This is a genomic window from Agrobacterium sp. MCAB5, from assembly GCF_052114365.1.
Classification (GTDB): domain Bacteria; phylum Pseudomonadota; class Alphaproteobacteria; order Rhizobiales; family Rhizobiaceae; genus Agrobacterium; species Agrobacterium tumefaciens.
This window is the reverse complement of the sequence record NZ_JBFREP010000008.1, coordinates 1-25,203: the sequence shown is the minus strand read 5'-3', so window position 1 is coordinate 25,203 and position 25,203 is coordinate 1. Positions and strand designations below refer to the sequence as shown.

Sequence of the window (25,203 nt, the reverse complement as noted above, 5' to 3'; positions counted from 1 at the left end):
CTTCCGGAACGGCGACGTTTTGGGGGCTCTTTTCTTTTGCGGGTTACGTATCCTTTTTGTCGTTTCTAGCGTGATGCTCCTCGTAGAGCGCCGGCAGTAGTTCGAGCACGAAAGAGGCGAAGTCAGGCGTCGCCCTCTTGTCGATCACAATTTCAAGCTTCGATTTATTGTTCTTGATCTGCGCTAAGCGTGCACCTCCAGGCGTCGACATGACGGCTGGAAGGCCGCGCTCCAGCGGTTTTGGCTTCAGATAGGAAAGCGTCTGTTTGAAACGTTCTTCCGACGGCAATGCTTCCAATGAGCGTGCGAATGCGACGACATCGGATGGCGAGTCCGACTTCACCACCAGCTCGGCAAGCTGCTGCCAGCTTGGGCGGCCAACGCCTGGAGCTGCACCGATGGCTTCGATCAATTCCGAGGGAAGGACGTCCACCATCTGAAGCATGATGGAAAGCGTGCTCTTATCAAGTGACACGGAGGACATGATGACCTCCCGTGAGAACCGGTCTTTGAGACGTGACGCGAAGCGGGCCTTCTCAATAAAGGACAAATCTTCACGTTCGTTGTTTTCTTGCCCTTGCGCGATCACTAACTGCTCGTCGGTGAGGTCACGCACAACGGCCTTCACGGGGAGTCCGAGCTCCGTGACCGCGCGAAGACGCCGATGGCCAAAGGCCACTTGATAGCGTCCGGGTTTGTCCGGATGCGGTCGGACGAGAATGGGAACCTGCTGCCCTTGCTCCTTGATCGAGGAAAGCAGCCCCTCTATTGCGCCGGGTATGCGGTCCTGCACGAAGGAGGGCTCGACGAGCTCCGGTTCGAGGTCAATGACTGTCTGTCCCTCGGCAAGTTTCCGCTCGATTTCATTGGCGCGTCTGCTTCGATCGTTCAAATCGCCGAGCGTTCTTGTGACGGCAGCCATGGGTTTCGATTTGCCCGCATCCAGAAACGGCCTAGAATGCGGCGGCGGTGCGGTTGCTTCTTGTTTTCCCTCACCGTGAAGGGAGGAAAGGAGGTTTTTACGGCTCATGATCTACCCCAGGTCGCGTTGATCAACGACTCGATTTCTGCATTGACGTTATTCATTGATTCCAGTGCCCGATCGTAAGTCGAGCGAGTGAACTGAGTTCGCTCGACCTCGAAGAGTGTTTGATTTGTAATTCCGGCATCCGAAATGGCCGTGCTTTTCAGCATCGGATTGACAAGTACATCCTCGCCGAACATCGAGCGCAAAAAGGCAACCATCTGGTTCTGAGGCCCATCAGTGGGCTCAAAGCGGGTGATAAGATAGCGCATCCAGTTGTTGCGATCTTCAGCACCAGCCTCCGCGATCTCATCAAGCAGCGCGCTCATCATCGAGAGGAACTGATTCATGGACATGACATCCAGCATCTGCGGATGAATCGTGATCAAAACGGATGTCGCGGCTGTGAGCGCCGAGAGGGTTAGAAATCCGAGCTGGGGAGGGCAGTCAATCACGACAACGTCGTATGCGTCGGCGACTTCCTGAATTGCGGCCTGGAGGCGAGCAAAGAACAAGATGTCATCAGGTTTGCGCTGAAGAAGGGCCTTTGGCGTGTCGTGTTCAAACTCCATTAGTTCCAGGTTGCCCGGGATAACATGGAGGTCCGGGATATAGGTTCCTCGGATGATCTCATGGATCGGCCGACGCTCGTCATCGTAGCGTATGGCGCCATAGATCGTCTCATTGGGGCCGACATCCATTTCCGGCTGATTTCCGAACAGCGCTGAAAGGCTCGCTTGCGGGTCCAGGTCGATTGCGAGAACGCGGTAGCCACGCAACGCGAGGTATTGTGCCAAGTGGGCAGCGGTCGTGGTCTTGCCAGACCCACCTTTGAAATTCATGACGGAGAGGATCTGAAGCTTTTCTCCTTGCCGACGATGGGGTAGGTACCGGCCGCTGGCGCGCGCAGGACGGTCGAGATAGTTGCGGATTGCGGAGATTTCTTGGACAGAATACATCCGCCGTCCACCGGCAACCACAGGCCGGAACTCTGGTTCGCCGTCCTCAGAAGCTTTTTTTTCCAGCTCGACCGCAACAGTTCGCAGGTAGCCTTCGGCAACGCCCAACAATTTCGCAGCTTCCGACGGTGTGAATGCCCTGATGCCCTTGCGAGCGTGAGGCGGGAAAATATTTGAATGATGTTCCTGCAGCTTGGTCGAAAGGGAAGCGGCATGCTCACGGATCTTGGACCGTAAGGGGGATATGGGGTTCGCTGTGGCCTTTGCGGTATTCGTCATCTTCTCGCCTGTCCGATCTCACATGCGCAGACAGGCCATTCAATGCCCCAAGTCCGCAGATGAACTATCTGACCCGATTTTTGCAGCTCGGCAAGGGATTTAAGGTTAACAGACTATTAACGCTTCTGGCGTCTAGGGGCTACGTAAAGTGTATCCAACATGCAAATCACAGTAAAATAAGGCTTTTTGGCTCGACTGCTCTTGGAAAGAGGTCTGAATAAAAAGAGTCGATAACAAGGCAATTTCTGCCAATCGGCGCATTCTCGCACTTCATTACACAGCAGAGCATCTTTTTAGCAGCGTGTGAGTCGGTGATTCCATGCAGGCCTAGAGCAGGTAAGCTCTCGCAGGCCCAACAAAAGGTTGATGAGGGCTCCCTATCAGACGCCAGTTTGCGATGACGCAACGTCTGCCGCCTATTCCAGACACTTGCGCGGTATCGGACTAGGTTCCACCGCTGGGAACCGCTCTCCGCGAGGGAGGAAATGATGAACGACAGTCGCCGGGTTCACTTGTGCTTCGATATGCAGCGCATGTTCGAGGAAGACACGCCTTGGCATGTTCCATGTATGCGAGATGTCTCGCCTTCAAACCAGGAAATTGCGCAGCGCCTGCGAAACCCTTGGACCCGAGAATGCGGCCGCTGTCATGGCCTGCATTCTGGAGCGGGGGGGCCAGATCAACTCAGCCGGGGGTTACCTCCGTGATCTGACGCAACGGGCGGAGAAGGGTGAGTTTTCCCTCGGCCCGTTGCTGATGGCGTTGATGCGCGCCAATGCCGGGAACGATCGGCAGGCGGGATGACATGGTGATATTCGGCCCTGTTTCCGTCTTAGGCAACCCCGGTGAAGAAGTTATCCAGCAGGACGTTGAACTCCTTGTGCTTTTGCCAGTGGAGCCCGTGTCCGGCATTTTCGACACGAACCGCTCCACGGTTCCAGAGGTTCGCGAAAGTCAGGCTGTCGATGTAATCGAGATTGATCACGGGGTCGTCGGCGCCGTTGACGATGGCCAGCGGAACATGAGAAGTTTCGACAAGGGTGCGCTGATCGGAATGTTTTCCGGAAAGGGCTGCATCGATCATCAACTCGCGGGAGCGCCCGTCTGTTCGTCTGACAGCGGTTTTCCAGAACGTGTCATGGACGGCGTCCGATCCAAGCGCGAGTTCAATGACCATGTCGATTTCCGCTTCACTCAGAGTCTGTTTTCCCGTGTAGGCGAATTCCGGATTGGGAAGAAAGCCGAGCGCTGCCCCTTCAGGGCCCGGAGGGATTGGCGGTGTGCCGAAGATCATCGTGCCCGCGGCATTTTCCGGCAGGAGCCTCATAAGTTCCAGGGCGACGTGGCCGCCGAGAGAGTGGCCGAGTATGGCGAAACGATCGAGGCCGAGTGCTTCAATCACTTCGCAGATTGCACCGGCGTATCCGTTGAAGTTGTACGTGCGCAGCGGATCGTTGGCGTCGGAAGACAGACCATGGCCCGGTAGGTCGACGGCTATGACCCGGCGTTTTCCGGCCAGCGCCTCGATCTGGAAATGGAATGTTTCCTTGCAGACCGAATTGGCGTGGATCATGAGGAGGGGGATTTCACTGCCGGCTGTGTCGAAGACTGCGATCCGTCCATGGGATGTCTCGATCGTTTGTTCACTCATCATCAATGCTCCGTGTTCACCTTCAAATTCTCGTCCTGACCGAGTTGCCGAAGGACCTAAACGATCTCTGTGACCACAATCTGAAGCTCGTGTTACGTGACACCCGCAAGCCACCATCCGGCAGGGTCCCGCCCTCCTGAATGTTAGAGGCCAATTTTCCAGATATTGGGCACATAGGTCGACTTTTACTGAAGTGTTTCAGCCCTCTTTAGATTCATGAGGTTCATAGAATTCCATATTTCTCACGGTGATATTTATGCGTCGTATTGTAGAAAAATCGATTGTCACCGGACTGCTATCGGTGTTGGCCTCGCTGACGATCTCGTTCAGCATTGTGCCGTTGCTGGGCGGTCAAGTTGCGGGCGCGGGCCTGCTGATGACCATATTATGTCCGCTGGTCATATCGATCCCGGCGTCGGCACTGCATTTCACCCAGTCGGAAAAAGTGCGGCGGGCAGAGGCAGCGACGAAAGAAGCTCTGAACAAATTGGCCGATGCTTATGAAGCGCTCCGTATTCAGTCTCGCAGCGACGGCCTGACCGGTGTTCTCACAAGAAGCGCATTTATCGAAGATCTGGCTTTGATAAGTCAACGAGGTGGGACGGGAGCCCTGCTGTTTCTGGACCTGGACTACTTCAAGTCGATCAACGACCGGTATGGTCACGCGATCGGAGATGAAGCCCTTCGCTGCGCCGGACTTGTCCTCGCCCGCTACCAGAGCGATTCAGATTTCGCAGGACGTCTTGGCGGTGAAGAATTTGGACTTTTTCAGAGCGATCTGGCATTCGAACAAATGCGCGGTCGTTGCGAGGAGGTTCGGGAGGAAATCGCCGGTATCGTCTTGAAAACACCTTCTGGCACCCAGGTGCGGATCTCCACCAGCATAGGTGCGTGTTATTGCCGGAAGGGCTTTGATCCATCGGACTGCCTGAAGGCAGCAGACGAAAATCTCTATCAGGCTAAAGCCCTAGGCCGAAACAGGGTCATTGCATAAGCACTGCTTACGGTTTTCTCGGCATATGCGGGTGGGGATCGGCCATGGCGGGCTGCCGCTCATGCGGGCGCCACGCCCAGTTCCTCCGTCACAGTACCAACCGTGCAGCGCGTCCCATTTTGCGTTCGGTATTGTTGTAGTATCCCGAAGCTTGAGTGACCGACTTGTGCAGGGACTGCTGCATCGCCTCCGGCAAGGGGATACCGCGGTTCGCCGCCTCGGTCAGATACCCAGAGCGAAGTCCGTGTGCAGAAAACTGCGCCGGGTCCAGCCCGGCCTGCTTGATGCGCGTTTTCAGGATGAGATTGACGGATTGCGGCGTCATTGCCCGCCGATCGAGATTGCCCCACTGGTCGATCCGCCGAAAGACGGGTCCCGCTTCGATTTTCGCCTCTTCAAGCCAATGCTTAAGCGCGGCCACCGGTCGGCCGATCAGCACAACATGTTCATCATCGTCTGACGTCGTGGTTTTGGTGCGGCCGAGATGGATTGTCAGGCAGGGGAGGAGAGGGGAGTGCTCGTCGGTGGGATTGGTGCGGACCGGTTCCTCTTCGACAAGGTCCTCAACACGTAGTCCCGCGACCTCGGAACGGCGTCTGCCGCCGGATGCGAAAGCCATCAGCAGCAGCGCCCGGTCACGCAGGTCGACCAGCCGATCGCCCGCGCAAGCCGCAAGCAGTTTGGCAAGGATATCAGCGGTGACAGCCTTCTTGCTCTTTCTCTGCCGCGGTCGATTGCTGGCGCGAACCGCCATGCGGAGTGCGCTTTTTAGCGACGGCGCCGAAAACGATCCGGTCAGCCCGCGCCAGCGCGTCAGGATCGACCAGCTCGTCAACCGGCGGCGAACGGTCGCCGGCGCATGCGGGCCGGTGCTTCTCAGCAAGCCCTTGAGGCGGAGAGCGATCGCGACGTCCTCGGGCATGCCGTGATCGGCGTTGGTTCCCCGCTCGACTGGGTCCCACAGATGGTGGGCAACGAATTTTAGAAGAAGACTCTCGGGCGCCGGCCAGGGGAGGGGAGTGCCAGCTGCCAGAGAACACCAAGCCTCGAGATAGGCAAGGTCGGATGCAAGGGCCCGCATGGTGTTGTCGCCCATGCCTTCGCTGGCGAGGTGCTTGAGCGTCGCGACGTCGTCGTCGGTGAGAAGCTCGGCGAGCTGGTCTCTGCGATCGAATGGCAAGATGGCGTCGAGCGCATCCAGTTCTCCGGCACGGGCCAGCACACTGTCATCGATCCTAACAATTCCTTTGTCGCCGCGCGTATTAACCATTGGCCTGCGGCCGCCAGCGCCCGATGACGTTTTCGATTTCGTTGCGATAGTCGGTCGGATAGACCAGTACCTCCGAGCGCGCCAGAAAGGTGAAAATCGTTGCCATGTCCTTTGCGATATGTGGATCGACATTGGCGAGATCGGTCAAATCGAAGCCGCCATGCACCTCGGCGTTCCACCAGGCGAGGATGAAGTTGGCAACGCGGCGACCTTGGCCGCTATCATCCTGCGCGACATTGAGCAGTTTTTCGAGGGCAAATCTCACACGGTCATCCATAAGAATCCTCTTTCTCGGCCGTCTCGGATTGCTGCGCGTGGCAATTCACAGCCCTCATTTTGGCAGGCCATGTTCGCCATAGAGACCATCGTGGCTGGAGGTCACATCGGAGCGGATATTGGAACGCCCCTCGGCAGCCAGCCTCAGAATTTTCATCTTCAGAGCTCCTTACCAGACACGTTCGTGCAGCACTGCGTCGAACACCACATCCGTCGAGACGAAGGCGCAATGCTCGAGCCGGGCCTGGGCCGCCAAAATCCTGTCCCACGGATCCCGGTGCTCCCAGTCGAAGGCGGCCGCCAGTTCTGCATGCAGATCGCTGATGGCAAGTGTCTGCAGCCCGCTGGCCGTCACCGCGGCGCGCAATTCCTGCGGTTTCAGATCGAGCTTTTTCAGCCGCATCTTGTTGTCGAGCTCGTAAAAAGTTACGGCGCTCACAAGGATCGCATTGGCCTTGTCCTCGATGATTGATCGCGCTGTGTCTGAGAGGCGATCGCTACCGATCGTCCACCAGTAGACCGCGTGGCTGTCGAGCAGCACCTTCATTGCGGTTTGCCGCCGTCTTCTGGCTTGCCCTGGAAGATGCCGACATCATCGCTCCATTCGCCGGCATCGATCGCGGCCTGTTCTGTGTCGATGTCGTCGAACAGATTGTCCGGCAGATCGCGCTGACGCAGCAGGCCGAACGGGCGTTTGCCGCCGTCAGCTGGTCCGATACGGGCATAAACCTGGCTACCGCGCATGATGACGATTTCCTCGCCCTGGCTGGCGCGTTCGAGCACTTCCGCGAAATGCTTGCGGGCTTCGCTGATCTTGTAGCTGGTCTGCGGCATCAGAAACTCCATCTTTTGGCTTGCGAACGCAGGTTACCATGCCATTAGCGTAGGTACAAGCGACTTGTACGCATCACTATCGATACTTGAATATTATCGATGGTTAGAGCAGCAACTCACAATCATACCATGTGGCGAACTGTAATATTTAGATAGAGTTCGTTTAACAAATCATTTACCATGATTTCAATGTCTTACGATCTCACGAAAATCAGCATGACTGCCTTGATGGAGCCGGCTTTTCAGGCGGGTGTCGAATTGGCGCGTCTCGACGAACGCGTTGCCCGATCGCGTGTGGGGCAAGGATGGATCGAGCGCTCTCATTTCACCGACGCCTGCGCCTCGCTGTGGATCGACGGCGAACTCGTCCACTTAGAAGACCTTGTCCTCCACGACGCCACAAAAGATATTCGCACACCCACCCACGAGCTGACAATCGCCCGCGATGTTTTGCGCACCCGTCGGCGCATCGCCGCACAGTCGCCGGATTGGGCGTTGTCTGCAGAGGGTATCCGAACTTTGCGACAAACGTCGGACATCGCGTTGGACATCGCGTCGGCCAGCGCAGACGAGGGAGAGACGGCCGACGGCATTCGGCGCGCGGACGCGTCGGATCCAGAAGGGGAGGGGGACGATGGYGATGACGTCGAAAATCTCCCTGGCGTCGACTATGCCGCGATCGATGCGGTGCTTGCCCGGTCGGAAGCGGCGATTGCGAACGCAAGGCGGCCCGGGCGTGGGGGCGACCAAAACAAAGATCCGATGATCTATGATCTCGACTGGGACGAGGATGCCCGGCTCGACGAATGGCGCGGCGTATTGCGGCAGGTGCAAGGCCTGCCGGCCGTGCTGCAAGCGATCGTCGCCCTCGATGCCTGGAACGAGCTTTCCGTGCTACAGCACGCGCCCTGGCTCGGCCGGCTGTTGTCCGCTTCAATCCTGCGTCAAGCCGGCATCACCACCGGGGCTCATCTAGCCGCCATCAATCTCGGCCTCAAAACCATTCCGGTTGATCGGCGCCGCCATCGCAACCGGGAAACCCGGCTGATCGCCATCGCCAATGGGATGTTGGCGTCCGCCGAGATCGGCATGAAAGAGCATGACCGGCTGGCGCTGGCCCGCACCCTATTGGAGCGGAAGCTGGACGGCCGCCGGACGTCTTCAAAACTGCCTGAACTGATCGAGCTGGTGATGGCAAAACCGTTGGTGTCGGCGAAAATGGTGGCCAAGACGCTGGAGGTGACGCCGCAGGCGGCGCGGCGGATCGTTTTGGAACTCGGCCTCAGGGAGATGACGGGGAGGGGGAGGTTTCGGGCGTGGGGCGTTATATAAAATTCCCTTGATTTTAGCACCATATCTTTAGTGTAGCCAGGAAACCTAGCCGGAAAGTGACCGCGTAAATTTAGCAAAATGGGCGCAAGGGTACCCATTTACAGTTCGCACGGGAAAATCTCCGAAGCCGTAGATTTCCGGCGTCCCCAACACGGGCACTCAGCCGTAATTCCGCTGTGCATACGAGAATATACCATGATTCAGCGTGTACATTTAGCGGAACTCTGCGAGAGTAATTCGAAATCGCTGGTTGAGTCTCGGGTTGCACGCTTGCGTGGAATCTTTGTCTTGGGGGGACTGAGGTTGAGGATTTGAGTGGAAGGGGGCTGAGCGAGCTGTCGATGCTGATGGTGACCCGTGTGGCTGCGCGCACGCTTTTGAAAGAGCTTCCCGACGGTTCGGATCTCGGGGCGGTGTGCATGGATCTGGCGCCCTATGACGCGCCGCCGGTCGAATTGTTGAGGAGCAAGCTGGCTGCCCTTCCGGTCAACGAGCGCAACTACTGGATTGGCACCCTCTATACCTTGATGATGACGCAGGAAGCGCGTCGGGCCCAGGCTGCATATTTCACGCCGCCCTACCTGGCAGAAGCCGTCATCGATCTTGCGGTAGAACATGGATTCGACCTCAGACGACACGATGTGCTCGATCCCGCGGCGGGCGGAGCGGCCTTCCTTTCGATCATCGCGGCGAGAATGCGCGACGCCGGTGCAAAGCCGCTCGACATCGCCTATCGACTCAACGGCGTCGAGATTGACCATTGCCTTGCCGAAATATCCGAGCACCTGATCTCCGAACAGCTCGGCGGATTCCGCGGACGACGGATGGTGGAGACCCACGACAGCCTCCATACCACCACTCACGCGTCCTACGATCTGGTGATAGCGAACCCGCCCTATGGCCGAATTACTCCGGCCGACCTCAAAGACGACCGCTGGAAGAAGGTCGCGCACTCAGGACACATTAACAAATACGCCGTGTTCACCGAGCTTTGCCTGCGCGTGGCCAAACCGGGCGGGCTGGTTGCCTTGGTCGTTCCGTCGAGTTTCAGGGGCGGGCCGCTCTATAACAAGATGCGATCGTTCATAGCCAGCCAGGGCCAGATTTTAGCACTTGGGACGGTGACCAATCGCGAGGACGTCTTCGCCGACGTTCAGCAGGATATCAGCGTCCTGCTCGTGCGGAAAGGCGCCATGCATCGCACGATCTTACCGGTGAATTTCCCGGAGTTTACGGCGAAGGGCATTGCGCGCCCCGTTCCAACGGGGGTCCTTTCGGACGAGGTCTCATCGCCTTGGCTCGCGCCGTCCGATTCAAACCGCGAGCGCGGCGGGGCGACGATCGCAGACTACGGCGTCGTCGCGAAGGCCGGCTACTTCGTTTGGAACCGGGAGCAGGCGAAGTTTTGCAAGGGAGACGAAACCAACGCGTTCCCATTGTTTTGGGCAAAGAACGTCCGACCCGGAAAGCCGTGCGTTCCGGCTAACCGCACCGGTGACGGCGTCGATTTCGTGCGCGTTCCGGAGGGCAGTCAGGCGATCGTATCGACGCCGGCCATCATCCTCCAGCGCACTTCCAACAACAGCCAGCCGAGACGCATCATTGCCGCGACCGTCGACCAGGATGCGGTCGCACCGTGGAAAGGATTCGTCTCCGAAAACCATACGATCGTCGTTTACGGCCCCGACGCCGAGGAGGTCGCGCTACTGGCCAAACTGCTGAACACCAGAGCCGTCGATGAGCGCTACCGTGCGGTGTCCGGCACGGCGACCGTTTCCGTCCAGCTTTTGCGTGAGCTGGACCTGCCGCCGCCGAAAGTCTTTCGCAAGGCTCTCCGCAAGACGAAGGATCCGGAGAAGGCCGCGGTGATCGCCTACGCGATGGCCGACTATAACAAATTGGCGGAGGCATCCTGATGGCGGGACCGCGACCGAATTTCCGTAGTGCACCAGGCACCGAACTTTCGGACCGGCGAAAACAGCAGGAGGATCAGCTCAAGCGACGTTCGGAATTGGTGGCAGCTCAAAAGGCAAGGCTGGCGTCAGGGACCACATCGGCAACCGAGGTTCTCGCCCCGGAACAGGAAGGCGCGCGAAACGCCAACACTTGGATGTCGGCGCTGTCAGAGATTCCGCTGAAGCCGATCGGAGCAGACACGCGACCTCTGGCGGATGTCTACAACAAGCTCCTTCGCGAGGCTATCGGAGCGATGAACAGCGGCGAGGCCGAGGTGGTGATGACGTGGCCCGCGCGCGACATCTGCCTTTCAGCGTTGGCATCCCTGCTGGCGCTCGCAGACGTCGCCGTAGCCCCGCCGGTCTCAATCAAGGTCGGCGGCGTTTCGCACCCGTCTTTCGAACGCCCAAACGGCTTCAGGGCTCTCCTCTATCCCTATGCCCGCACGACGCATGAGGCTGCCAGAGACGTTCAAATCGAGCGCGACTACCTCTGCCGCACCCATATGGCGCACTTCTCACGGCATTCGGCCGCTGGGCAGGACGAATCTTCCGCGCTCAAGGACTATCATCACACGCTGAGCCGCGTGCGGACATTGACTGGCAAAGCGCGCGACGGACGGATCTATCCCGAGTTCGAGCATCCGACTTTGGACGAGATACTTCCTCACGGCGCATGCGACGGCAAGGCGCATTCCTCGGGCACGCTCCTGTGGCGGACGAGCTCGAAGACTGACCTCAAGGTTCACAATACGATCAAGGGCCATGCCGACGATGGAAGTAAGGCGACCTACTTTCTCTACGGGTTGAGAAAGGACGATGATCCAGCCGCTTCGCTACGAAAGGTTCGAAGCGGGCTTGATCTGGTGATCGTCGATCTAACGCGGACCGCGCGGAACAGGCTGGGCGAAGATTGGACGAGCGCCGCTGCCGCCACGTTCAAGGCAATCCGAAAGGCCCATCCGAAGACCGGCGTGCTGGTGGTAACGGAAGACCCCTGGACGTTTGACAAGGCGCGCTTCGAAGTCTTCAATGAAAACGTGCCCGTGCGAAACCGGCCGGTGCCCCCGGCTAGGTCGAAGACAATTACGGCCATGTCGTCTTCCCTTCTCGCCGGCGGCGAAGAGAACGTCGTTTGGTCTGGATGCGGGGAAGTTGCGGTCAAAGGGTTCAATGGTCCTGGGACCAAGGTGGCCGAAGAATTGCGAACGATCGCGCGCAAGGCACAGCGCGCGCACGACGCTCAGGGCGCCGCCGCTGTACAGGACGTCATCTTCAAACTTCGTCGGAATGCCTCGCTTCCCGGTTCGCTCGCCTCGCTCAGCAACTTTGTAAGCACTGAGCAAGGGCAGGCGGCCGCGGCCGACCTCATGTCGAGTTATACGATCGCCGACGCCGTCCAGTTTCTCAGCGATCCGTCTGTCCCGGCAAGCCAGATCGGTGGCTCCGAGCTCGTGGCGCTCCTGCGTGAAGCCCAGGATATCATTTCGCGGCTTACCCGCTCGACGCCCATGTCTAGTCTCCTCGAAGCGATCGTCCGCAGCATATTGAACGCCTCGTCAAAGACGCTCTTCGTGTTCCGGACGCAGGCGCTTGCCGAGTTCGCGACGGCCGATCTTTCCAGGCGGATCCCGGAGCTCAAGGGACGGCTCGACAACGATATGATTGTATTCTCGGGTCCGGGCGGTCTCACCGACATCGCGGCCCGGCCAACGGCCGACCGCAATAAGTTCAAAAAGATTTTCGCCGTTGCCTCGGCGCGCGACGGTGTGCTTACGTTCTTTGCCAGAACTTGGCTCCCGAGCCAGGTATTCATCCTTGCGGACGGCGACACTCTACAGTTCTCTTCTCGAGACGCTGCCAGGTTAGCCGGAGAAATTGAAGAGCAAGAAATAGCGTCTCGGCTTAGGAAATACGCGAAGTCGTCGGCGGACGAGTTGGGCAGTCTAGGAAACTATCAGATCAAGATAACCGAGACACCGCCGCTGCCGCCCGAGCTCCAGTTTCCTTCAGAGACGGTGATCGATCTGGCCGGTCCCGCAGGCAGGGGCGGCCTCGAGCTTCTTGAACTGACGATGGCAAGCGGGCAGAGGATAATCGCCAGGCTTGGGACCGGATTGGTACAGTACGACCGGTCGCGATCACTCGAGGCATTCAAGCAGGTCGAAGCGCAGGACGTGAAGCAGGGCGACGAACTCTGCGTGATCAGCGCAAGCTTTATCGATCGTGCCCGACTGCTGCTGAGTATCACCGCAAACGCCACCGAGGCGATCCGCGAGTATCACGAGGATGTTGTCCGACGCTTCCGCAAGCTGCCGGGATCGAACGACAGCGACAGGATGAGAACTCTGATCGAAAATATCGGCGACTCGGACCTCGAGATGCAGCGCGTCCGCTATTGGGTCCATCTGGACAAGCAGTTGAGGGCGCCTTTGCACGAGGTCGTGACGCAGGCGCCCCAACACCACGCAATGTTTCTCAAGTTCACCTCTGCTCTGGGCATCGGCGAGGGCCTCGCCAACCGCTTCTGGCACTTAGGAGTGAAGGCGCAGCGCAATAGCAGAATGCGCGCGGGTATGGCGTTCCACGACTCCTATAGGAACATCCTGACCGATCCGCACGCCGCCGCGGCCTTTGCAGACACCGCGAAGCGCGCTTCCGAAATCAAACGTCTCCAGCGTCTCGCGGAAGAGCACGTTTCCCCAGTCAGGTCTCTCAGGAGGTTCAGGTCATGATCCAACGAAAGTCAGGCGAAGAACTTGGGAAAATCGACGTCGAGCTGAAGGAGGCCGTCTGCGATGCGCTCGTAAACATGATTACTCAGCGGGCGAGCGGCACCGACGACGCGGGCAGATATGTCCACGGCAAGTCACCAAGACGTGGAGTATTTTCTGGGCAGCTTCTGCCGCGCATGTCTCGCACGAACGAGGACGAGACCTCCGATATCAAGATCGCTGCAATCGGTATGGACTTCAACGTCTCCGCCGACGCCGGGTCCGTCCTGACTGCCGCGCCGCGGTTCTCCGTCTACGTCCGGGTGCTGCCGACCTGGGGGGAGATATCCAGCGACCGGTATGGCATCGAGATCGATTTCAAGCTTTCGAAAGAAACGAAGTCCGCCATTGACGAGAAGATCAAGGAACGCCGCGAGGAACTGTACGCGAGCGGAAACCTGATACGGCCCGACTGGAGCACGATGGATCACGGCCAAAAGGACGAATTCTATCGGCGCAGGCGCGCAATCCAGGATCAGCTTCGTCGCAGTGTCTACGGCGAGTTCGGCATCACGCTGCGCGGCGATGAGGTGACAAGCTTCGCCAAGGAGGAGGTCGAAGTTCCCGAAGCCGAGGGTAGCGAGGAGAGTGGAGAGACGACAGCGTCCCCAGATATCGGCAAGTTGATCACCGAGGGACGGTCGATCCCGACCCAGCACGTTTCGCCGGCGCCGATCCCTGGGAAGTGGAAGAGGCTGGACCTCAAGCTGCCGGTCTTCGAATGGCCGGCGCCGCTCTCCGGAGATGAGCTAAAGAAGTCGTGCATCGACTATTCGGCAACTATGCGCCTAGCGATTACGACGCAGCTTGCCGATTGGCTCAAAAGTGACGAGGGCAGGTGGGCTTGGCGAAACCGCACCGTCCGCCCAGCCGACGCCCAAAGCGAAGCGAGCTGGAACGCCTTCATCGAAGCTTTGAAGCAGGAGCCGGTGGACGCCTCGATGCTGCCGGACTTCACCGGTGTTGAGATCAAGGTCGAGCGACAGCGCGATTTCATGGACCCATCGAGGGTATCGATACGGGTGAGTCTCGACAATTCCTGCAGGGAACTCACCCCGCGCGAAGCCGCCGTCAAATGCAATGCTCTGTTCGGAACCAAGCTAACTGTCCGCGTCGCCAAGGCCGACCATCGGCCCGTGCAGTTAGACCGCGTGGAGCCGTCATACCGGTTCCGCGACTTTCTTTCCTATCCGGCGATCGGGCTAAACTGCGGCATCGTCGCTACGGACGCCGACGCCGTTATGGAGATCTCGACTACGTGGGCGCCGCGCTTCACCCAGCCTCGGATTGTTCCTCGCCAAGTGGACGTCGAGTGCCGTTTCAGCGTACTCGCGAAAGACCATGATGTCTCGGCGCTGCTGGATCTTCCTCGTGACTACCTCAAATGGATCGACAGGCAGGTGGCGGAGCTCAGCGACAAGGTGGTCGCCAATCTTCCACCCGGCGAGATGGTCCGCGAGCGGAAGCGTTTTGAAGAAGATGTCGCGGGTCAGCGCTACGAGGCGAAGCTCATTGAGCGCGGCATCAGGATACTCGTCGACTCTCGTGGGGCTGCGCTGGCCATTGCAACCTCGGCGCCATCCGAGCATGTCAGGCTTCGCCGAAAGGCCACGCCTTGGAATGCGTGGTTGATGACCAACGAAACCTTTGCCAGACGGGATCCGAAAGATCCGGAACGGAAATGGCGTCTCTTCCAGCTCGCCTTCATACTCGCCCATATTCCAACCTTCGCTTCGCGAATGGAGGAATACGCCCACGAATTCGAGGTGGAGCGCGACGAGCAAGCCGCGAGCCTCCTGTATTTCCCGACGGGCGGCGGCAAGTCCGAGGCGTTCTACGGTGCGCTCGTGTTCGCGATCTTTCTAGACCGCCTGCGCGGGAAGGACCGCGGCATCACCGCTATGATCCGCTATCCCTTGCGCCTCCTCACACTGCAACAGGCTCAAAGGCTGCTTCGTCTAACCGTTTGGGCGGAGATCGTCCGGCGTGAGAAGAAGGTCGGCGGGTGGCCTATCGAGATAGGCTTCTGGGTTGGTTCGTCCAACACTCCAAACAGATACTCGGCGATGCAGCCCGATCTGCCGACGCTGGCCGACCATCCGGATGATCGCTTGCTCGACGCCGATAGTGATAAGGTTGCGAACCGGTACCGCGAGGTCGTCGCGGCCTACAACAAGGTGCCACGTTGCCCATGCTGCGGCGAACTTACTGGACTGCGCCGATACAAGGCGCATGGGGCGACCAGGGAGCGCGCCGCGATCATCTGCTTCAATGCCAAGTGTGAGTGGAACAAGGCTCATGGCGGATTCGCGCCGCTTCCCTTCCTTCTGACCGACGATACCATCTACCAGCGCGCACCTGCGATCTTGCTCGGCACTATCGACAAGCTTGCAATGCTGGGACAGAGCACGTCGACCATCACCGAGATACTCGGCATGTTCGGCATGGCTCGTTGGGTCGACCCTGCTGGCAATCTCCGTAATCCGCGTAAGCTCGAGGAGCTGCAGGCGGGACCAAAGACCGAGGGCGCTGCAGGCGTGTTCCCGTCCTATGCCGGAGGCGAGAAGGTATTCTTCGATCCCTTCCCCTCCGTGATCATCCAAGACGAAGCGCATCTTCTCGAAGATAGCCTCGGGACCTTCAGCGGACTTTTCGATACCCTCCTTGAGAAAACATTCAAGACTATCGACGGGATATCGGGAGCAGCGCTTGGTGTCAGCCGTTACAGGGACTCGACCGGCGCTTTGACGCCTCGGCTTCCCAAGATCATCGCGGCGACAGCGACCATCAGCAATCCGGACAGGCAGCTCAAGGTGCTCTACCAGCGAAAGCCGCTTCGCTTCCCTTATCCGGGACCGGACATCTACCATTCGTTCTTCTCGGAGCCTGCAAGGCCACCAAAGGATAACGCAGCCAGGGTGCTACGTGCGGCGGCGTTGGAGCCGTCTCTCGCTCCGGAGGCGACCGCTCCTTGGATGCGCCTCTACGTCTCCTTGATGACGAACGATGCCACCCATACGGTGACGACTGTCGGAGTGCTCAGCTCCTTCCATACGGTTATCTCGCACCTCTGGTCTGCGCTGCTCGACGCCTCGACGTCGGCGGAGGCAGTTGCAGAACTCCGCTCGGCCGTATCCGGCGACGAGGGTGGAGACTGGCGGCGGGCTGCCATCGACCGCGTCCTTTCCGACGGCAGGACCGGCGACGTCATGGCGCTGATCGATCTCCATCGTATCGCGCTCGCCTACGTCACCAACAAGAAGGGCGGCGACCAGATCATCGACGCGCTGCACTCGGCAGTGGCCGACAAGCATCGGACGGCGAGCCTGCCGCATACCAAGTTCATCAGTCGTTTGATCTCGGGCGGTGTGGACATGCAGGAAATCCAGAGCGTGATGAAGGAGGCTGAGACGCCGTTCGGACCCGACGGCTATCCGAAGGTCGGCGAGACCCTCCGCAGTATCGTCGCGACGTCCGCCATCAGTCACGGCGTCGACGTAGACCGTTTCAACAGCATGTTCTTCGCGGGTCTGCCATCCGACATCGCGGAGTACATCCAGGCGTCGAGCCGCGTCGGACGCTCGCATGTCGGCTTCGTCATGTTGCTACCGACGCCACAGAGCAGAAGAGACCGGTACGTCATCGAGACGCACGACATCTTCCATCGTTTCCTCGAGAGGATGATCTCGCCGCCTGCGGTGGAGCGATGGGCCGAGACCGCGATCGACCGCGTCACAGCGTCGTATGTCCAGACATGGGCCATGCTGAAGGATGCGGAAGAATTCGTCGGACTTCCCGACGACAGGAAGTTCAACATCCGATCCAACGAGTTCACCACGACCCTTGGCTATCGAGCCAGGGCAGATTTGTTGGCTTTTGCCAACGACCTCGGCGGCTTCATGCTCGAGGCGATGGGAGCGAACGGACGCGGCGCCGAAGGCTTCGGTAGCCCCCCGTATCGCAACTTCTACCATGCCTCGACCGACCGGGCCGCACAGGAGCTCGGCACCAGCCTGCGGGGCCTCGACATTGAGTTTAGGCTGCAGAAATACTGGGAGCAGGCGGCAAGACTGCGCAAGCCAATGACCTCGCTGCGCGACGTCGACGAGGCAGGAGTCATAACAGCAGCCGACTTCCATCGCGCTGCCAGAGGCGGCTCGCTAAACGTGGACATGGCCGACGTGGCGAAGGTGATGAAGGCGATCCGTCGCCAACGTGGCGACAGTGCTGAGACAGACGCCGATGATCGCGGGGAGGGTTAAGAATGGCTTTCGGGACACGCAAGTTCGAAGGGCGCGGATACGGTCGACAGGGTTCCCTCGGCGACGAGGGCGACGCCAACAGAGCGACGCCGCCCAAGATGGTCCGCTCGCGTTCGCAGATCGCGACGGCCTATGCACCCGGCGTGCTGATGACTTGGGAAGGTGGCAAGGGTATCTGTAAGGCGGTTCCAATCGTCAAGGAGTTTGCGAACCCTCTGCCAGCGAACGTAACTCAGACGATCTTCGAAGGGATCAAGGAATTCGCTCAGAGTTGGCGGGATAGGGCGCGCGACGGATGTCCAGACGCACCCGACGAGTTCATACTCGATGATCCGTTCTACGATCACCGCACTGGCGACGTGACAATCGATCCGACCAGATTCGCCATGAACCAGCCGACCGTCGTCGGATACGTGCCTTATCCGCTTCTCTACCAGTGCGGCGTGTGCAAGACGCTGCGAGAATTCAAGAGCGTCGCAGAACAGGCGAAGCGTGGCCTTCCGGAAAAATGCAAGGATCACGATGCCCGATGGTCGCAGGTCGACGTCGTGTATGCGCACTGGTACGGAACCATCGAACCTTTGAGCGCCTTCAACTACGTCTTCGATGATAATAAGCAGGACGTGAAGCCTATTCAGAATTGCGCATGCGGGTGGACGACGTTCAAGCTCAAGAACCAACCGCCTGTCTTTAGCGAATGGCGATTCCAATGCGAAGAGTGCGAGACCACGCGTGAGTTGAAGAAGGCAGAACCGCACGTCTTGCTGAAGTTGAAGCTTGATCAGCAGAAGGGTGGACGAAAGTTTGAGTACCTTGAGGTCGACATGCTGCCGGTCTCCTACCGCGCCAGCAGCGCGTTCTATCCGCAGCGTGCGAGCTTCATCGAACTCCGCGAAGCGACTGTCGTCGAGCTGATGAGCCGGGGCCGCCAAGAGGATCTCCTACGCAGGTTGGCAGAGATCCATTCGATCCCCTATCGGGAACCGTCGGATGCCGAGATCGAAAACACGGTGGCGGGGGCGAGCAGATCGGACGAGTGGGACGACTACATCGCGACTCGAAACCTGTATCGAAAGAGGCAGGAAAAAGGGCAGGACGCGGCCGGCTTGAAGTCGGACATGGATGGTCTTCGCGAAAAGTGGTTTACCGACGGCCTAATTAGCCGCGGCGAGTTGTCCAGCGTCGCCATCGCCAACAAGGTCGGCCTGCGAGAGAATTGGGCGAGGAAGTTCGATCCTATCCGCCTGACGGTCGAGCACGCGGCTTTCGTCGAAGAACACATAAAGGCAGGAATGCGCGGCCCCCGCTACACAGCGGTGGACGTCACCAATCCCGACCTCCCTCTTTTCGAAAACGCCGGCGTCGCAGCGGAACTGGCGAGATACCGTAACGATGTGCAGGGCGTCCTCAACAAAACAGGCGTCGGCCAGATGGTCCTCATTAGAGGACTTCCGATTTGTGAATACAGCTTTGGATTTACTCGGGTCTCCCCAACGCCGGTATATCAGAGGGAACACAATAACAGGATCGTACCCATGCCGGTCCGGCTGGTCGCATTCGACGAGATGAAAAACCATCAGCGGCCGATCTACGTGACTCAGCAAAAGAACGAGGCGCTTTATGTCAAACTCGACGAAAAGCGTATTCGTAGATGGCTGAAGCGGAACGTCGTCATCGACATGCCTCCAGACGACGTCGGCATTTCTCAGGCGTATCTAGAACGGTATGAAGACTTCGGACAGTTTCTCGACGACTACAAGGACAAGGAGAGGCAGGGCGTGCCGCGGACGCTTGCGCCGTTCGTCTACATGCTTTTGCACTCGTTCTCGCACCAACTCATCCATTCACTCGCGGATGCCTCGGGCCTCGACCGCGACGGCATCGGCGAGTACGTCTTCCCGGCGGACATGGCCTTCACGATCTTCCGGAAAGGGATGACGCCGGATCTCGGCAACATTTCCGCCATGTGGCGGAACCACGCGATGGACTTCCTGCGGAGATCGATCGACCCGCGGATGCTTCGCTGCGGTTCGGGAAGTCTTTGCGACAGCAGGGGCGGGGCCTGTCCGGCATGCATCATGGTCAGCGAAGTGTCTTGCGGGTCCTCCAATCTGTTGCTGTCGCGATCCGTGCTTAAGGGGGGCCCGGCGCCTGAGTGGGAACTCGCCAGTTCTCCGGATATCGTCGGCTACTTCGATCCGGAGCTCGATCAATGAAGGCGTCATCCCTCGCGCAGGAAGGTCGAGCCCGCTTCGTCGTGACGATGCCGCCTTCGCCTAGTCGGATTGAAGCCGTGCTAGCTTCAACGCCGGCCGCCAAGCTCCTTGCCATGACGGAGACGGCGGACGCCTTCAGACATCTCGCTCGCAAGGCGCAGCATCGCTTGGTCGTTATGACTCCCTACATCGATGCAGTAGGTTGCGCGTGGGTGCTTGACATGTTTTCGAGCACGCCGGCGCGGGAGCGGGTCCTAATCCTCCAATCGGCGGAGCAGCTCACGAAATATGGCGTGGACGAGGCGGCCCTGCGTGCATCGGCGACGCAGATATTGATCTACGGCGGCGGCAGCACCGACGAAACCTTTCATTCGAAGATCGTCCTTGCCGACGGCAGCGACGCTTACGTCGGCTCCGCAAACTTTCTCTCGCGATCAAAAATGGCAAATCTTGAATGCGGCCTTATGGTCGAAGGACCGGTGGTCTCGTCGATTGCCACGCTCATCGAGGCGATTATGGCGACATTCGACGCAACAATTGTAGCGTAAAGCCAGGGACTGGTCTCCGAGCAGTGGAATTCGATAGCCCAATCTAAGTTGAATGCCTGCAACTTGGTGACCGAAAGTTCGGATTCTCCGATCAGGCCGTCGTCGTGCGGTTGAGACGACTGTCTACTCTTCAGCCAATCGCTCCTGGTTTCCGCAGTTCTTTTTGAGGTGGCTGTTTCACTAGCACCTGAATATTTCGGTCAGGGAGACGGAATACCGGATTCCGGGTGAGCAGCCTGCCGTCGTTTAATAGCGGTTCTGCCTGAAGATTAGGAAATGATCCGGCGCTCACGCGAACGAGGATTCGAAACGGCTCCCGCATGAACTGCACCGGGAAGGGACCGTCCCCGTGCTGGATACCATCTGGCCACCAATCGGATGTTCGGATCGAGAAGTTGGGACCACTGGTCCCGATATCGCCGAAAGCCGAATCCGATTAGTTCCGGAGAGGCCAGTCGGACGGAATGAGTTTTACTCCCGACGCCTTCGTCCATCGGCCCTTCACGGCGGCGACGTATTCCGGATCTTCCTCGATGTAGGCGTGTTCGATGAGGATGACCTGAAGCCCCGTCTGACGTGCAGTCTCGTCAAACAGAAACCGGACGATCTGCTGCATCGCGACCTGATCGTCGTCCTTTTCCATCTCCTGCAGCTTCTTCTCGTCTCCCCCCTTGGGATAGTAGGGACGACTGATCTGGTCGATGACTAAAAGGCCGGGGACGGGCGCCTTGATGGTTTCGAAAAGCTTCTGAAGCGAAAAGGAGAGGGCGAGATGGATCGCCAGGTAGTTTTGGTCGGAACCGATTTCGGCCATCGCAAGGACCGCCCGACGAGACGGCTCGACCAGCGAAAGGTTGGGGGTGGACGAGAACACGACGCGTGAGCCCGTCGCCGGCACCTCGGTGGGAAGATCAGCTAGCATTTCGGTCGCGAAGGCGCTGACCATATTTTCTGCGTCGCGAAGACGCTCCCTGCGCGCCTGCGGATCGACCTGGTCCCTAAGGTCCTCGATCCTAGATACCAGCGACGCCGAATCGATCGAAGCCGTCTGGAAGTCTTTCACCGTTGTCTCTAGGAACTGATCGATGCGACCTACTACCCGAGCCCTCTCCTGAAGCAGCGACCCCGTCTGCACTGAATCCTCCTCCACCCGAACGAGCCCGCTTAGTTGCGCCTCGACCTCTCTCAGGCGGTTGTATTTGGATCCGATTAAATTCTCGATGTGTCCCGAATGATCGTCGAGACGAGGTCGCATCTCGTCGACTGCAAGAACTTCGTTCGCAACGATGCTTAAGGAATTGCGGATCTGCTCGGCCATCGCTTGGCCGGCGCTATTCTGTGCATCACACACGGGGCAGCGTCCGTCGTCAAGCTTGAGATGGTCGACAAGCCTCAGCTTGTGCGATTGCCCGGATACGGCCGTTTCATACCCACTCGCCTCGCGAATGGTTCGCCTGAGCGTCTGCCGCTTTCCGCGGAGCGTTTGCAATTCGGAAACAAGCCCGCGCCGCTCCTCCTCCAGAACCGCGCGAGGCTCGGAGTCCCTCGTGTCGGAAGAGGCAATTCCGCTATCCGCGACGCTGGCGAGTTGACCAAGGAGAATTTCGTCGGATGTATCGGGCGAAGGAAGTTCGGCGACCAGGCCGACGCCTTGCGCCTGAGTCAGCAGTGCCATCGAGCGATGCGTCAAAAGACTCTGGCTCCGCTCCTGCGCTCTGGCCTCCCGTTCGATCTTTGTCAGGGCGGCTTCGAGCTGCCTGAGCGTCCGAGCGGCAAGAACGCTCGCCTGATCGACCGCACCCAGGAAATAGGGGATCGTCGCCTTGATGTCCCGTGCCTTTTCTGGCCTGTTCAAATCATGCAGTAAGGTCTCTCGGCTGGTGATCACGTCTCCCGACAAAAAGAGGTAGGGCGGCACGTCACGGATGGTCGCGCGGCCTTTCTCGCCCTTGGCAGCGGCGGTAGGGTCGTCCGTATCGTGAATACCGAACGTTTTTTCGATCATCGCACGCGCAGTTTCGCGGTTGGTTGGCCCCTCAAGCCCTTCCGACGTCTCCGGAAGCTCTAAGTTCCGGCCTGTCTTGACATACATCTGGCTGGTGCCGCTTCCGGCCTTCGGGATCTTTCTGCCGATGATGAGGTCGCTGTCGCCTTGCGACCAGTGAACGGCGACCGCCTCGGCGTGGTTGCGCACGAAGAAGGGTAGCTTGCAGTCCTTAGAGCCGAGGCAGTAGTCGATTGCGTCGATGATCGCTGACTTCCCCGTGCCCGAGGCTCCCGTAATCACGTTGACTTTGTCGATGTCGAATTCGAGCGTCCTACGCCTGCCACCCGTGCCGTAGAATGCAATTTCACGAACGTTCCAACGGTTCACGGCGTCACTCCGAATGCTGAGAAAATTGTTCCTGCCGATCCCGCCTTGCCCATCCAGGTGCCAAGGCGTTCCGCCCGCTTGACTGTTCGTTTTGGGTTCTCTGGAAGATTGGCGACCGGTGCTGGCGATAGGCTCCGTGCGCCGAGCCCGATCGTGCCTCCCGCGACGAGCGACAGCGCTCTTGTGCCAATTCCGAACCGCACCGCGGCGGAGACAATGTCCTTCGAGGCGTCGAGCCGGCTGCCAATATCCAGACGTACATCGGGATAGCGGTTGAGCCATGACAGGAGGCCGGTGGTGGCGGCCGTCTCCTCAAATGAGGTTTCCAGATCGTCGGACAGTGCGATGGGCAGGGCGAGGTACGCCAGGGCAAGGTCGGGCGATCTTCCGGAGGCTGCAACGTACTTCCGGCAAAACCCGACGAGACCGAACGTGACGAAGGCGGGGTTCGTCTCCGCGAAGAGGTCATAGGCGATGTTCATTTTTTGAATCCCAGACGCGCGGAATAGTCAGGATGCCATCCCACTCGTCCGTCAACCGAAAGGACATGGTACGTGCCCCGGATGTAGCTTGGCGTGGTGACACTCGACGCGATGGACTCTATCTTGTCCGGAGCATCGTAAAAGCTCCAGCTTAGCAGTTCGCGTCCCTTCGCCTCTTTCACTTCATCGGATTGTCCACCGCATTCTTCGCACATGTCAACGTGCTTGTAGGACCACTCCTCAGTAAGCCTGTCGTCGTACTTGGAGATCTTCTCTCGCCAGGATGGGTTCTCGGTGGACCATCGCGACCGTGATTCGCGAGCCCGCCATTCGTTAGTGACGGCCCTCTGAAGCCAGGCTCCGGTCCCGCCCACTAGACTTATCTGGCCCTCGACCATGGGATGTGAGCGATAGGTTTCGGGGGGAAGTTCTGCGGCAAAATGGTCCACGAGGTTGTCGTGCTCGATATCGGCGACAATCTCCATGTGTCGCTTCACCAGTTCGAAGCGATGGATAGCCTTGTCGCGCTTCCCACAGTGCGCATGGATGATCTGGCGGCTCCACCATTCCACCATCATCGCCGCCACGTGAGGCTGATTTTTCGCGAGCACAGACGTCAGGCTTTTCGCGAGCTCGTCCTCAATGTGCCGTATGTTCTGTTGGCCGGGCTTTATCCGGACCCTGGAAAGGATCTCGGCCTGCAGATCTTCAGTGAGATTCAGGAATGCCTCGCAACCAGACGCCCGCTTCGCATGCGGAAGCGGCTTGATGCCCTTCGCTTCAGCTTCCGCCCTTTCCTGAATAACGCGTTTAGCCTCGTCTTGCAAAGCGGCCAAAAGCCCGTCCCGGTCTTCGGTCTCATCGAGAAGAACCTTGAGTGGAGAGGTCGGCGAGATTTCCGCCACCGTGACAAGGTGCAGCAACGTGTTGGACAGGTCCAAACTGGGGAGCACGTCGATCCAGGCCTTCAATGTCTTCCACACGTTGACGCTAGCCACGGTTATCGCGTCCGGTTTCGCCGATAGCGAATGCTTGAGCTGCTCAAGGATCGTTTGCCCATTAGCCTCGAGAACGACGTCGTCGAGCGTCTCGAGATAGATCACTGCTTCGAAGCTTGTCTCGCTCCAAAGCCTCAGGAGAGCGTATTGGGCCTGATAGAGAAACCCCAGGGCTGAGGCGTCTGCGCTGTGGGCATTTGTACTGTCCAATTTCGGCCTCGCGGATGGGAAACTGCAGTCGGCTGTGCAAACGCGTTATACTTGTGATTCTATGAGTTGCGCAGGCACAGCTTGTGTAGGTTCCCCGGGTGCAATACTCAAGATGCAACTTCATGTTCCGAAGACCAATTTCATATTTTTCGCCAGAAAAGGTTACCGAAGAGGGCGATTGACGTTGTTACACTCCCACTCGGCTTTTTTACTCGCCCTTTAAATCGGAGCCTAGCCGAATCTGCTAGCAGCGCTGATGGTCGAGCGCGGCTTTAAGTCGGCCTCCTATTGGTCGCCTGCGTAAAGGAATAATGAGGCGATTACTGCGAGAAATAGTTTGTCGATCAGGAGTATGCGAAAGTCCGCAGGCCGACCGGACGCCGCATCGCTCGCAGCCTTTAACTTCGATCGTGTTAGAAGCGAGAATAGGTCGGGCTCGGCTATCGTGGAAATCTTCATGACCTATGGCTGCCGGCGCAAACCCTCGCGATTAGAGCGGAGCAAGTCCAGCGCTACATCAAGTCTCGGAAATGACTTGAGAATCGTGCGTGAAGATCCCCCAGCAATCTAAGACGACGGGTTCGTATCCGTTCACATCAGGATTTTTGTCAATTGTTCATTCGAGTGGCATCGAATTTCTCCTTCGTAGGCGGATCCACGGTCTGAGCCCATAGCAATTACCGGCCCGGTTCTCGGGCCTATACAACCTCACATCCGGTCGCCGCTCTCACGCGGCTGCTCCGGTCGCCGCTCTCACGCGGCTGC

The 25,203-nt window shown here is 58.7% G+C and carries 17 protein-coding genes and 2 pseudogenes; 9 read left to right on the top strand and 10 right to left on the bottom strand.

Annotated elements, in window-relative coordinates; translation table 11 throughout:
• Window positions 1-43: 43 nt before the first annotated feature.
• Window positions 44-1,030 carry a plasmid partitioning protein RepB gene (gene repB / locus AB4Z23_RS17755; RefSeq protein WP_441360382.1) on the bottom strand — a complete coding sequence of 329 codons (987 nt, stop codon included), beginning with the start codon at window positions 1,028-1,030 and terminating at the stop codon, window positions 44-46.
• Window positions 1,027-2,262 (bottom strand): plasmid partitioning protein RepA, encoded by a 1,236-nt coding sequence (gene repA, locus AB4Z23_RS17750; RefSeq protein ID WP_441360381.1) that lies wholly within the window; start codon window positions 2,260-2,262, stop codon window positions 1,027-1,029. Before repA ends, repB begins: the two co-directional genes overlap by 4 nt.
• 488 nt (window positions 2,263-2,750) lie before the next feature.
• Between repA and AB4Z23_RS17745 the strand changes: the two are divergent.
• Both AB4Z23_RS17745 and repC read left to right on the top strand, forming a co-directional pair.
• A pseudogene (locus tag AB4Z23_RS17745) lies at window positions 2,751-2,873 on the top strand (cysteine hydrolase); the annotation flags it as partial.
• Window positions 2,872-3,066 (top strand): annotated as a pseudogene (repC, locus tag AB4Z23_RS17740) (replication initiation protein RepC); the annotation flags it as partial. The pseudogenes AB4Z23_RS17745 and repC, both read left to right, overlap by 2 nt.
• A gap of 28 nt (window positions 3,067-3,094) precedes the next feature.
• Here repC and AB4Z23_RS17735 read toward each other — a convergent pair.
• Window positions 3,095-3,913 (bottom strand): alpha/beta fold hydrolase, encoded by an 819-nt coding sequence (locus tag AB4Z23_RS17735; RefSeq protein ID WP_441360380.1) that lies wholly within the window; start codon window positions 3,911-3,913, stop codon window positions 3,095-3,097.
• A gap of 256 nt (window positions 3,914-4,169) precedes the next feature.
• On the opposite strand from AB4Z23_RS17735, the gene AB4Z23_RS17730 reads away from it, so the two are divergent.
• Window positions 4,170-4,907: a GGDEF domain-containing protein gene (locus AB4Z23_RS17730; RefSeq protein WP_441360379.1), complete on the top strand. Its 738-nt coding sequence runs from the start codon at window positions 4,170-4,172 to the stop codon at window positions 4,905-4,907.
• A gap of 88 nt (window positions 4,908-4,995) precedes the next feature.
• On the opposite strand, the gene AB4Z23_RS17725 is transcribed toward AB4Z23_RS17730, so the two are convergent.
• From AB4Z23_RS17725 to AB4Z23_RS17710, 4 genes are all read right to left on the bottom strand, one after another.
• Window positions 4,996-6,177 (bottom strand): site-specific integrase, encoded by a 1,182-nt coding sequence (locus tag AB4Z23_RS17725; protein WP_441360378.1) that lies wholly within the window; start codon window positions 6,175-6,177, stop codon window positions 4,996-4,998.
• Window positions 6,170-6,454, bottom strand: a complete 285-nt coding sequence (locus AB4Z23_RS17720; protein WP_441360377.1) for a DUF7673 family protein — start codon at window positions 6,452-6,454, stop codon at window positions 6,170-6,172. Before AB4Z23_RS17720 ends, AB4Z23_RS17725 begins: the two co-directional genes overlap by 8 nt.
• A 168-nt stretch (window positions 6,455-6,622) precedes the next feature.
• Window positions 6,623-7,000: a type II toxin-antitoxin system VapC family toxin gene (locus tag AB4Z23_RS17715; RefSeq protein ID WP_441360376.1), complete on the bottom strand. Its 378-nt coding sequence runs from the start codon at window positions 6,998-7,000 to the stop codon at window positions 6,623-6,625.
• Window positions 6,997-7,287, bottom strand: a complete 291-nt coding sequence (locus AB4Z23_RS17710) for a type II toxin-antitoxin system Phd/YefM family antitoxin (RefSeq protein WP_441360375.1) — start codon at window positions 7,285-7,287, stop codon at window positions 6,997-6,999. Before AB4Z23_RS17710 ends, AB4Z23_RS17715 begins: the two co-directional genes overlap by 4 nt.
• Before the next feature lie 180 nt (window positions 7,288-7,467).
• Between AB4Z23_RS17710 and AB4Z23_RS17705 the strand changes: the two genes are divergently transcribed.
• The 6 genes from AB4Z23_RS17705 to AB4Z23_RS17680 all read left to right on the top strand — a co-directional run bounded on the left by AB4Z23_RS17705 (window position 7,468) and on the right by AB4Z23_RS17680 (window position 20,374).
• A complete protein-coding gene (locus AB4Z23_RS17705) occupies window positions 7,468-8,619 on the top strand; it encodes an RHE_PE00001 family protein (RefSeq protein ID WP_441360374.1) in 1,152 nt (383 codons plus the stop codon).
• A 341-nt stretch (window positions 8,620-8,960) separates the two neighbouring features.
• Window positions 8,961-10,535: an N-6 DNA methylase gene (locus tag AB4Z23_RS17700; protein ID WP_441360373.1), complete on the top strand. Its 1,575-nt coding sequence runs from the start codon at window positions 8,961-8,963 to the stop codon at window positions 10,533-10,535.
• Window positions 10,535-13,309, top strand: a complete 2,775-nt coding sequence (locus tag AB4Z23_RS17695) for a hypothetical protein (RefSeq protein WP_441360372.1) — start codon at window positions 10,535-10,537, stop codon at window positions 13,307-13,309. Before AB4Z23_RS17700 ends, AB4Z23_RS17695 begins: the two co-directional genes overlap by 1 nt.
• Entirely contained in the window at window positions 13,306-17,610 is a 4,305-nt protein-coding gene (locus AB4Z23_RS17690; RefSeq protein WP_441360371.1) for a DEAD/DEAH box helicase family protein, read from the top strand. The genes AB4Z23_RS17695 and AB4Z23_RS17690 overlap by 4 nt, the downstream gene beginning before the upstream one ends.
• A 2-nt stretch (window positions 17,611-17,612) precedes the next feature.
• Window positions 17,613-19,826, top strand: a complete 2,214-nt coding sequence (locus AB4Z23_RS17685) for a hypothetical protein (RefSeq protein ID WP_441360370.1) — start codon at window positions 17,613-17,615, stop codon at window positions 19,824-19,826.
• The gene (locus AB4Z23_RS17680; RefSeq protein WP_441360369.1) at window positions 19,823-20,374 is read left to right on the top strand and encodes a phospholipase D-like domain-containing protein; all 552 of its coding nucleotides are present in this window, start codon (window positions 19,823-19,825) and stop codon (window positions 20,372-20,374) included. The genes AB4Z23_RS17685 and AB4Z23_RS17680 overlap by 4 nt, the downstream gene beginning before the upstream one ends.
• 436 nt (window positions 20,375-20,810) lie before the next feature.
• Here AB4Z23_RS17680 and AB4Z23_RS17675 read toward each other — a convergent pair whose 3' ends face one another.
• Genes AB4Z23_RS17675 through AB4Z23_RS17665 form a run of 3 tightly spaced genes read right to left on the bottom strand, consistent with a single transcriptional unit; the run spans window position 20,811 to window position 24,438 of the window.
• Window positions 20,811-22,748, bottom strand: coding sequence for a DUF3732 domain-containing protein (locus AB4Z23_RS17675; RefSeq protein ID WP_441360368.1), 1,938 nt, complete (start codon window positions 22,746-22,748; stop codon window positions 20,811-20,813).
• Window positions 22,745-23,230 (bottom strand): three component ABC system middle component, encoded by a 486-nt coding sequence (locus tag AB4Z23_RS17670; RefSeq protein WP_441360367.1) that lies wholly within the window; start codon window positions 23,228-23,230, stop codon window positions 22,745-22,747. The genes AB4Z23_RS17675 and AB4Z23_RS17670 overlap by 4 nt, the downstream gene beginning before the upstream one ends.
• Entirely contained in the window at window positions 23,227-24,438 is a 1,212-nt protein-coding gene (locus tag AB4Z23_RS17665; RefSeq protein WP_441360366.1) for an ABC-three component system protein, read from the bottom strand. Before AB4Z23_RS17665 ends, AB4Z23_RS17670 begins: the two co-directional genes overlap by 4 nt.
• Between the last annotated feature and the right edge of the window lie 765 nt (window positions 24,439-25,203).

Bases quoted from the DNA above. Each gene is read 5' to 3' on its own strand.
- repB (WP_441360382.1), bottom strand. From the start codon at position 1,030: ATGAGCCGTAAAAACCTCCTTTCCTCCCTTCACGGTGAGGGAAAACAA.
- repA (WP_441360381.1), bottom strand. From the start codon at position 2,262: ATGACGAATACCGCAAAGGCCACAGCGAACCCCATATCCCCCTTACGG.
- AB4Z23_RS17735 (WP_441360380.1), bottom strand. From the start codon at position 3,913: ATGAGTGAACAAACGATCGAGACATCCCATGGACGGATCGCAGTCTTC.
- AB4Z23_RS17730 (WP_441360379.1), top strand. From the start codon at position 4,170: ATGCGTCGTATTGTAGAAAAATCGATTGTCACCGGACTGCTATCGGTG.
- AB4Z23_RS17725 (WP_441360378.1), bottom strand. From the start codon at position 6,177: ATGGTTAATACGCGCGGCGACAAAGGAATTGTTAGGATCGATGACAGT.
- AB4Z23_RS17720 (WP_441360377.1), bottom strand. From the start codon at position 6,454: ATGGATGACCGTGTGAGATTTGCCCTCGAAAAACTGCTCAATGTCGCG.
- AB4Z23_RS17715 (WP_441360376.1), bottom strand. From the start codon at position 7,000: ATGAAGGTGCTGCTCGACAGCCACGCGGTCTACTGGTGGACGATCGGT.
- AB4Z23_RS17710 (WP_441360375.1), bottom strand. From the start codon at position 7,287: ATGCCGCAGACCAGCTACAAGATCAGCGAAGCCCGCAAGCATTTCGCG.
- AB4Z23_RS17700 (WP_441360373.1), top strand. From the start codon at position 8,961: ATGCTGATGGTGACCCGTGTGGCTGCGCGCACGCTTTTGAAAGAGCTT.
- AB4Z23_RS17695 (WP_441360372.1), top strand. From the start codon at position 10,535: ATGGCGGGACCGCGACCGAATTTCCGTAGTGCACCAGGCACCGAACTT.
- AB4Z23_RS17690 (WP_441360371.1), top strand. From the start codon at position 13,306: ATGATCCAACGAAAGTCAGGCGAAGAACTTGGGAAAATCGACGTCGAG.
- AB4Z23_RS17685 (WP_441360370.1), top strand. From the start codon at position 17,613: ATGGCTTTCGGGACACGCAAGTTCGAAGGGCGCGGATACGGTCGACAG.
- AB4Z23_RS17680 (WP_441360369.1), top strand. From the start codon at position 19,823: ATGAAGGCGTCATCCCTCGCGCAGGAAGGTCGAGCCCGCTTCGTCGTG.
- AB4Z23_RS17670 (WP_441360367.1), bottom strand. From the start codon at position 23,230: ATGAACATCGCCTATGACCTCTTCGCGGAGACGAACCCCGCCTTCGTC.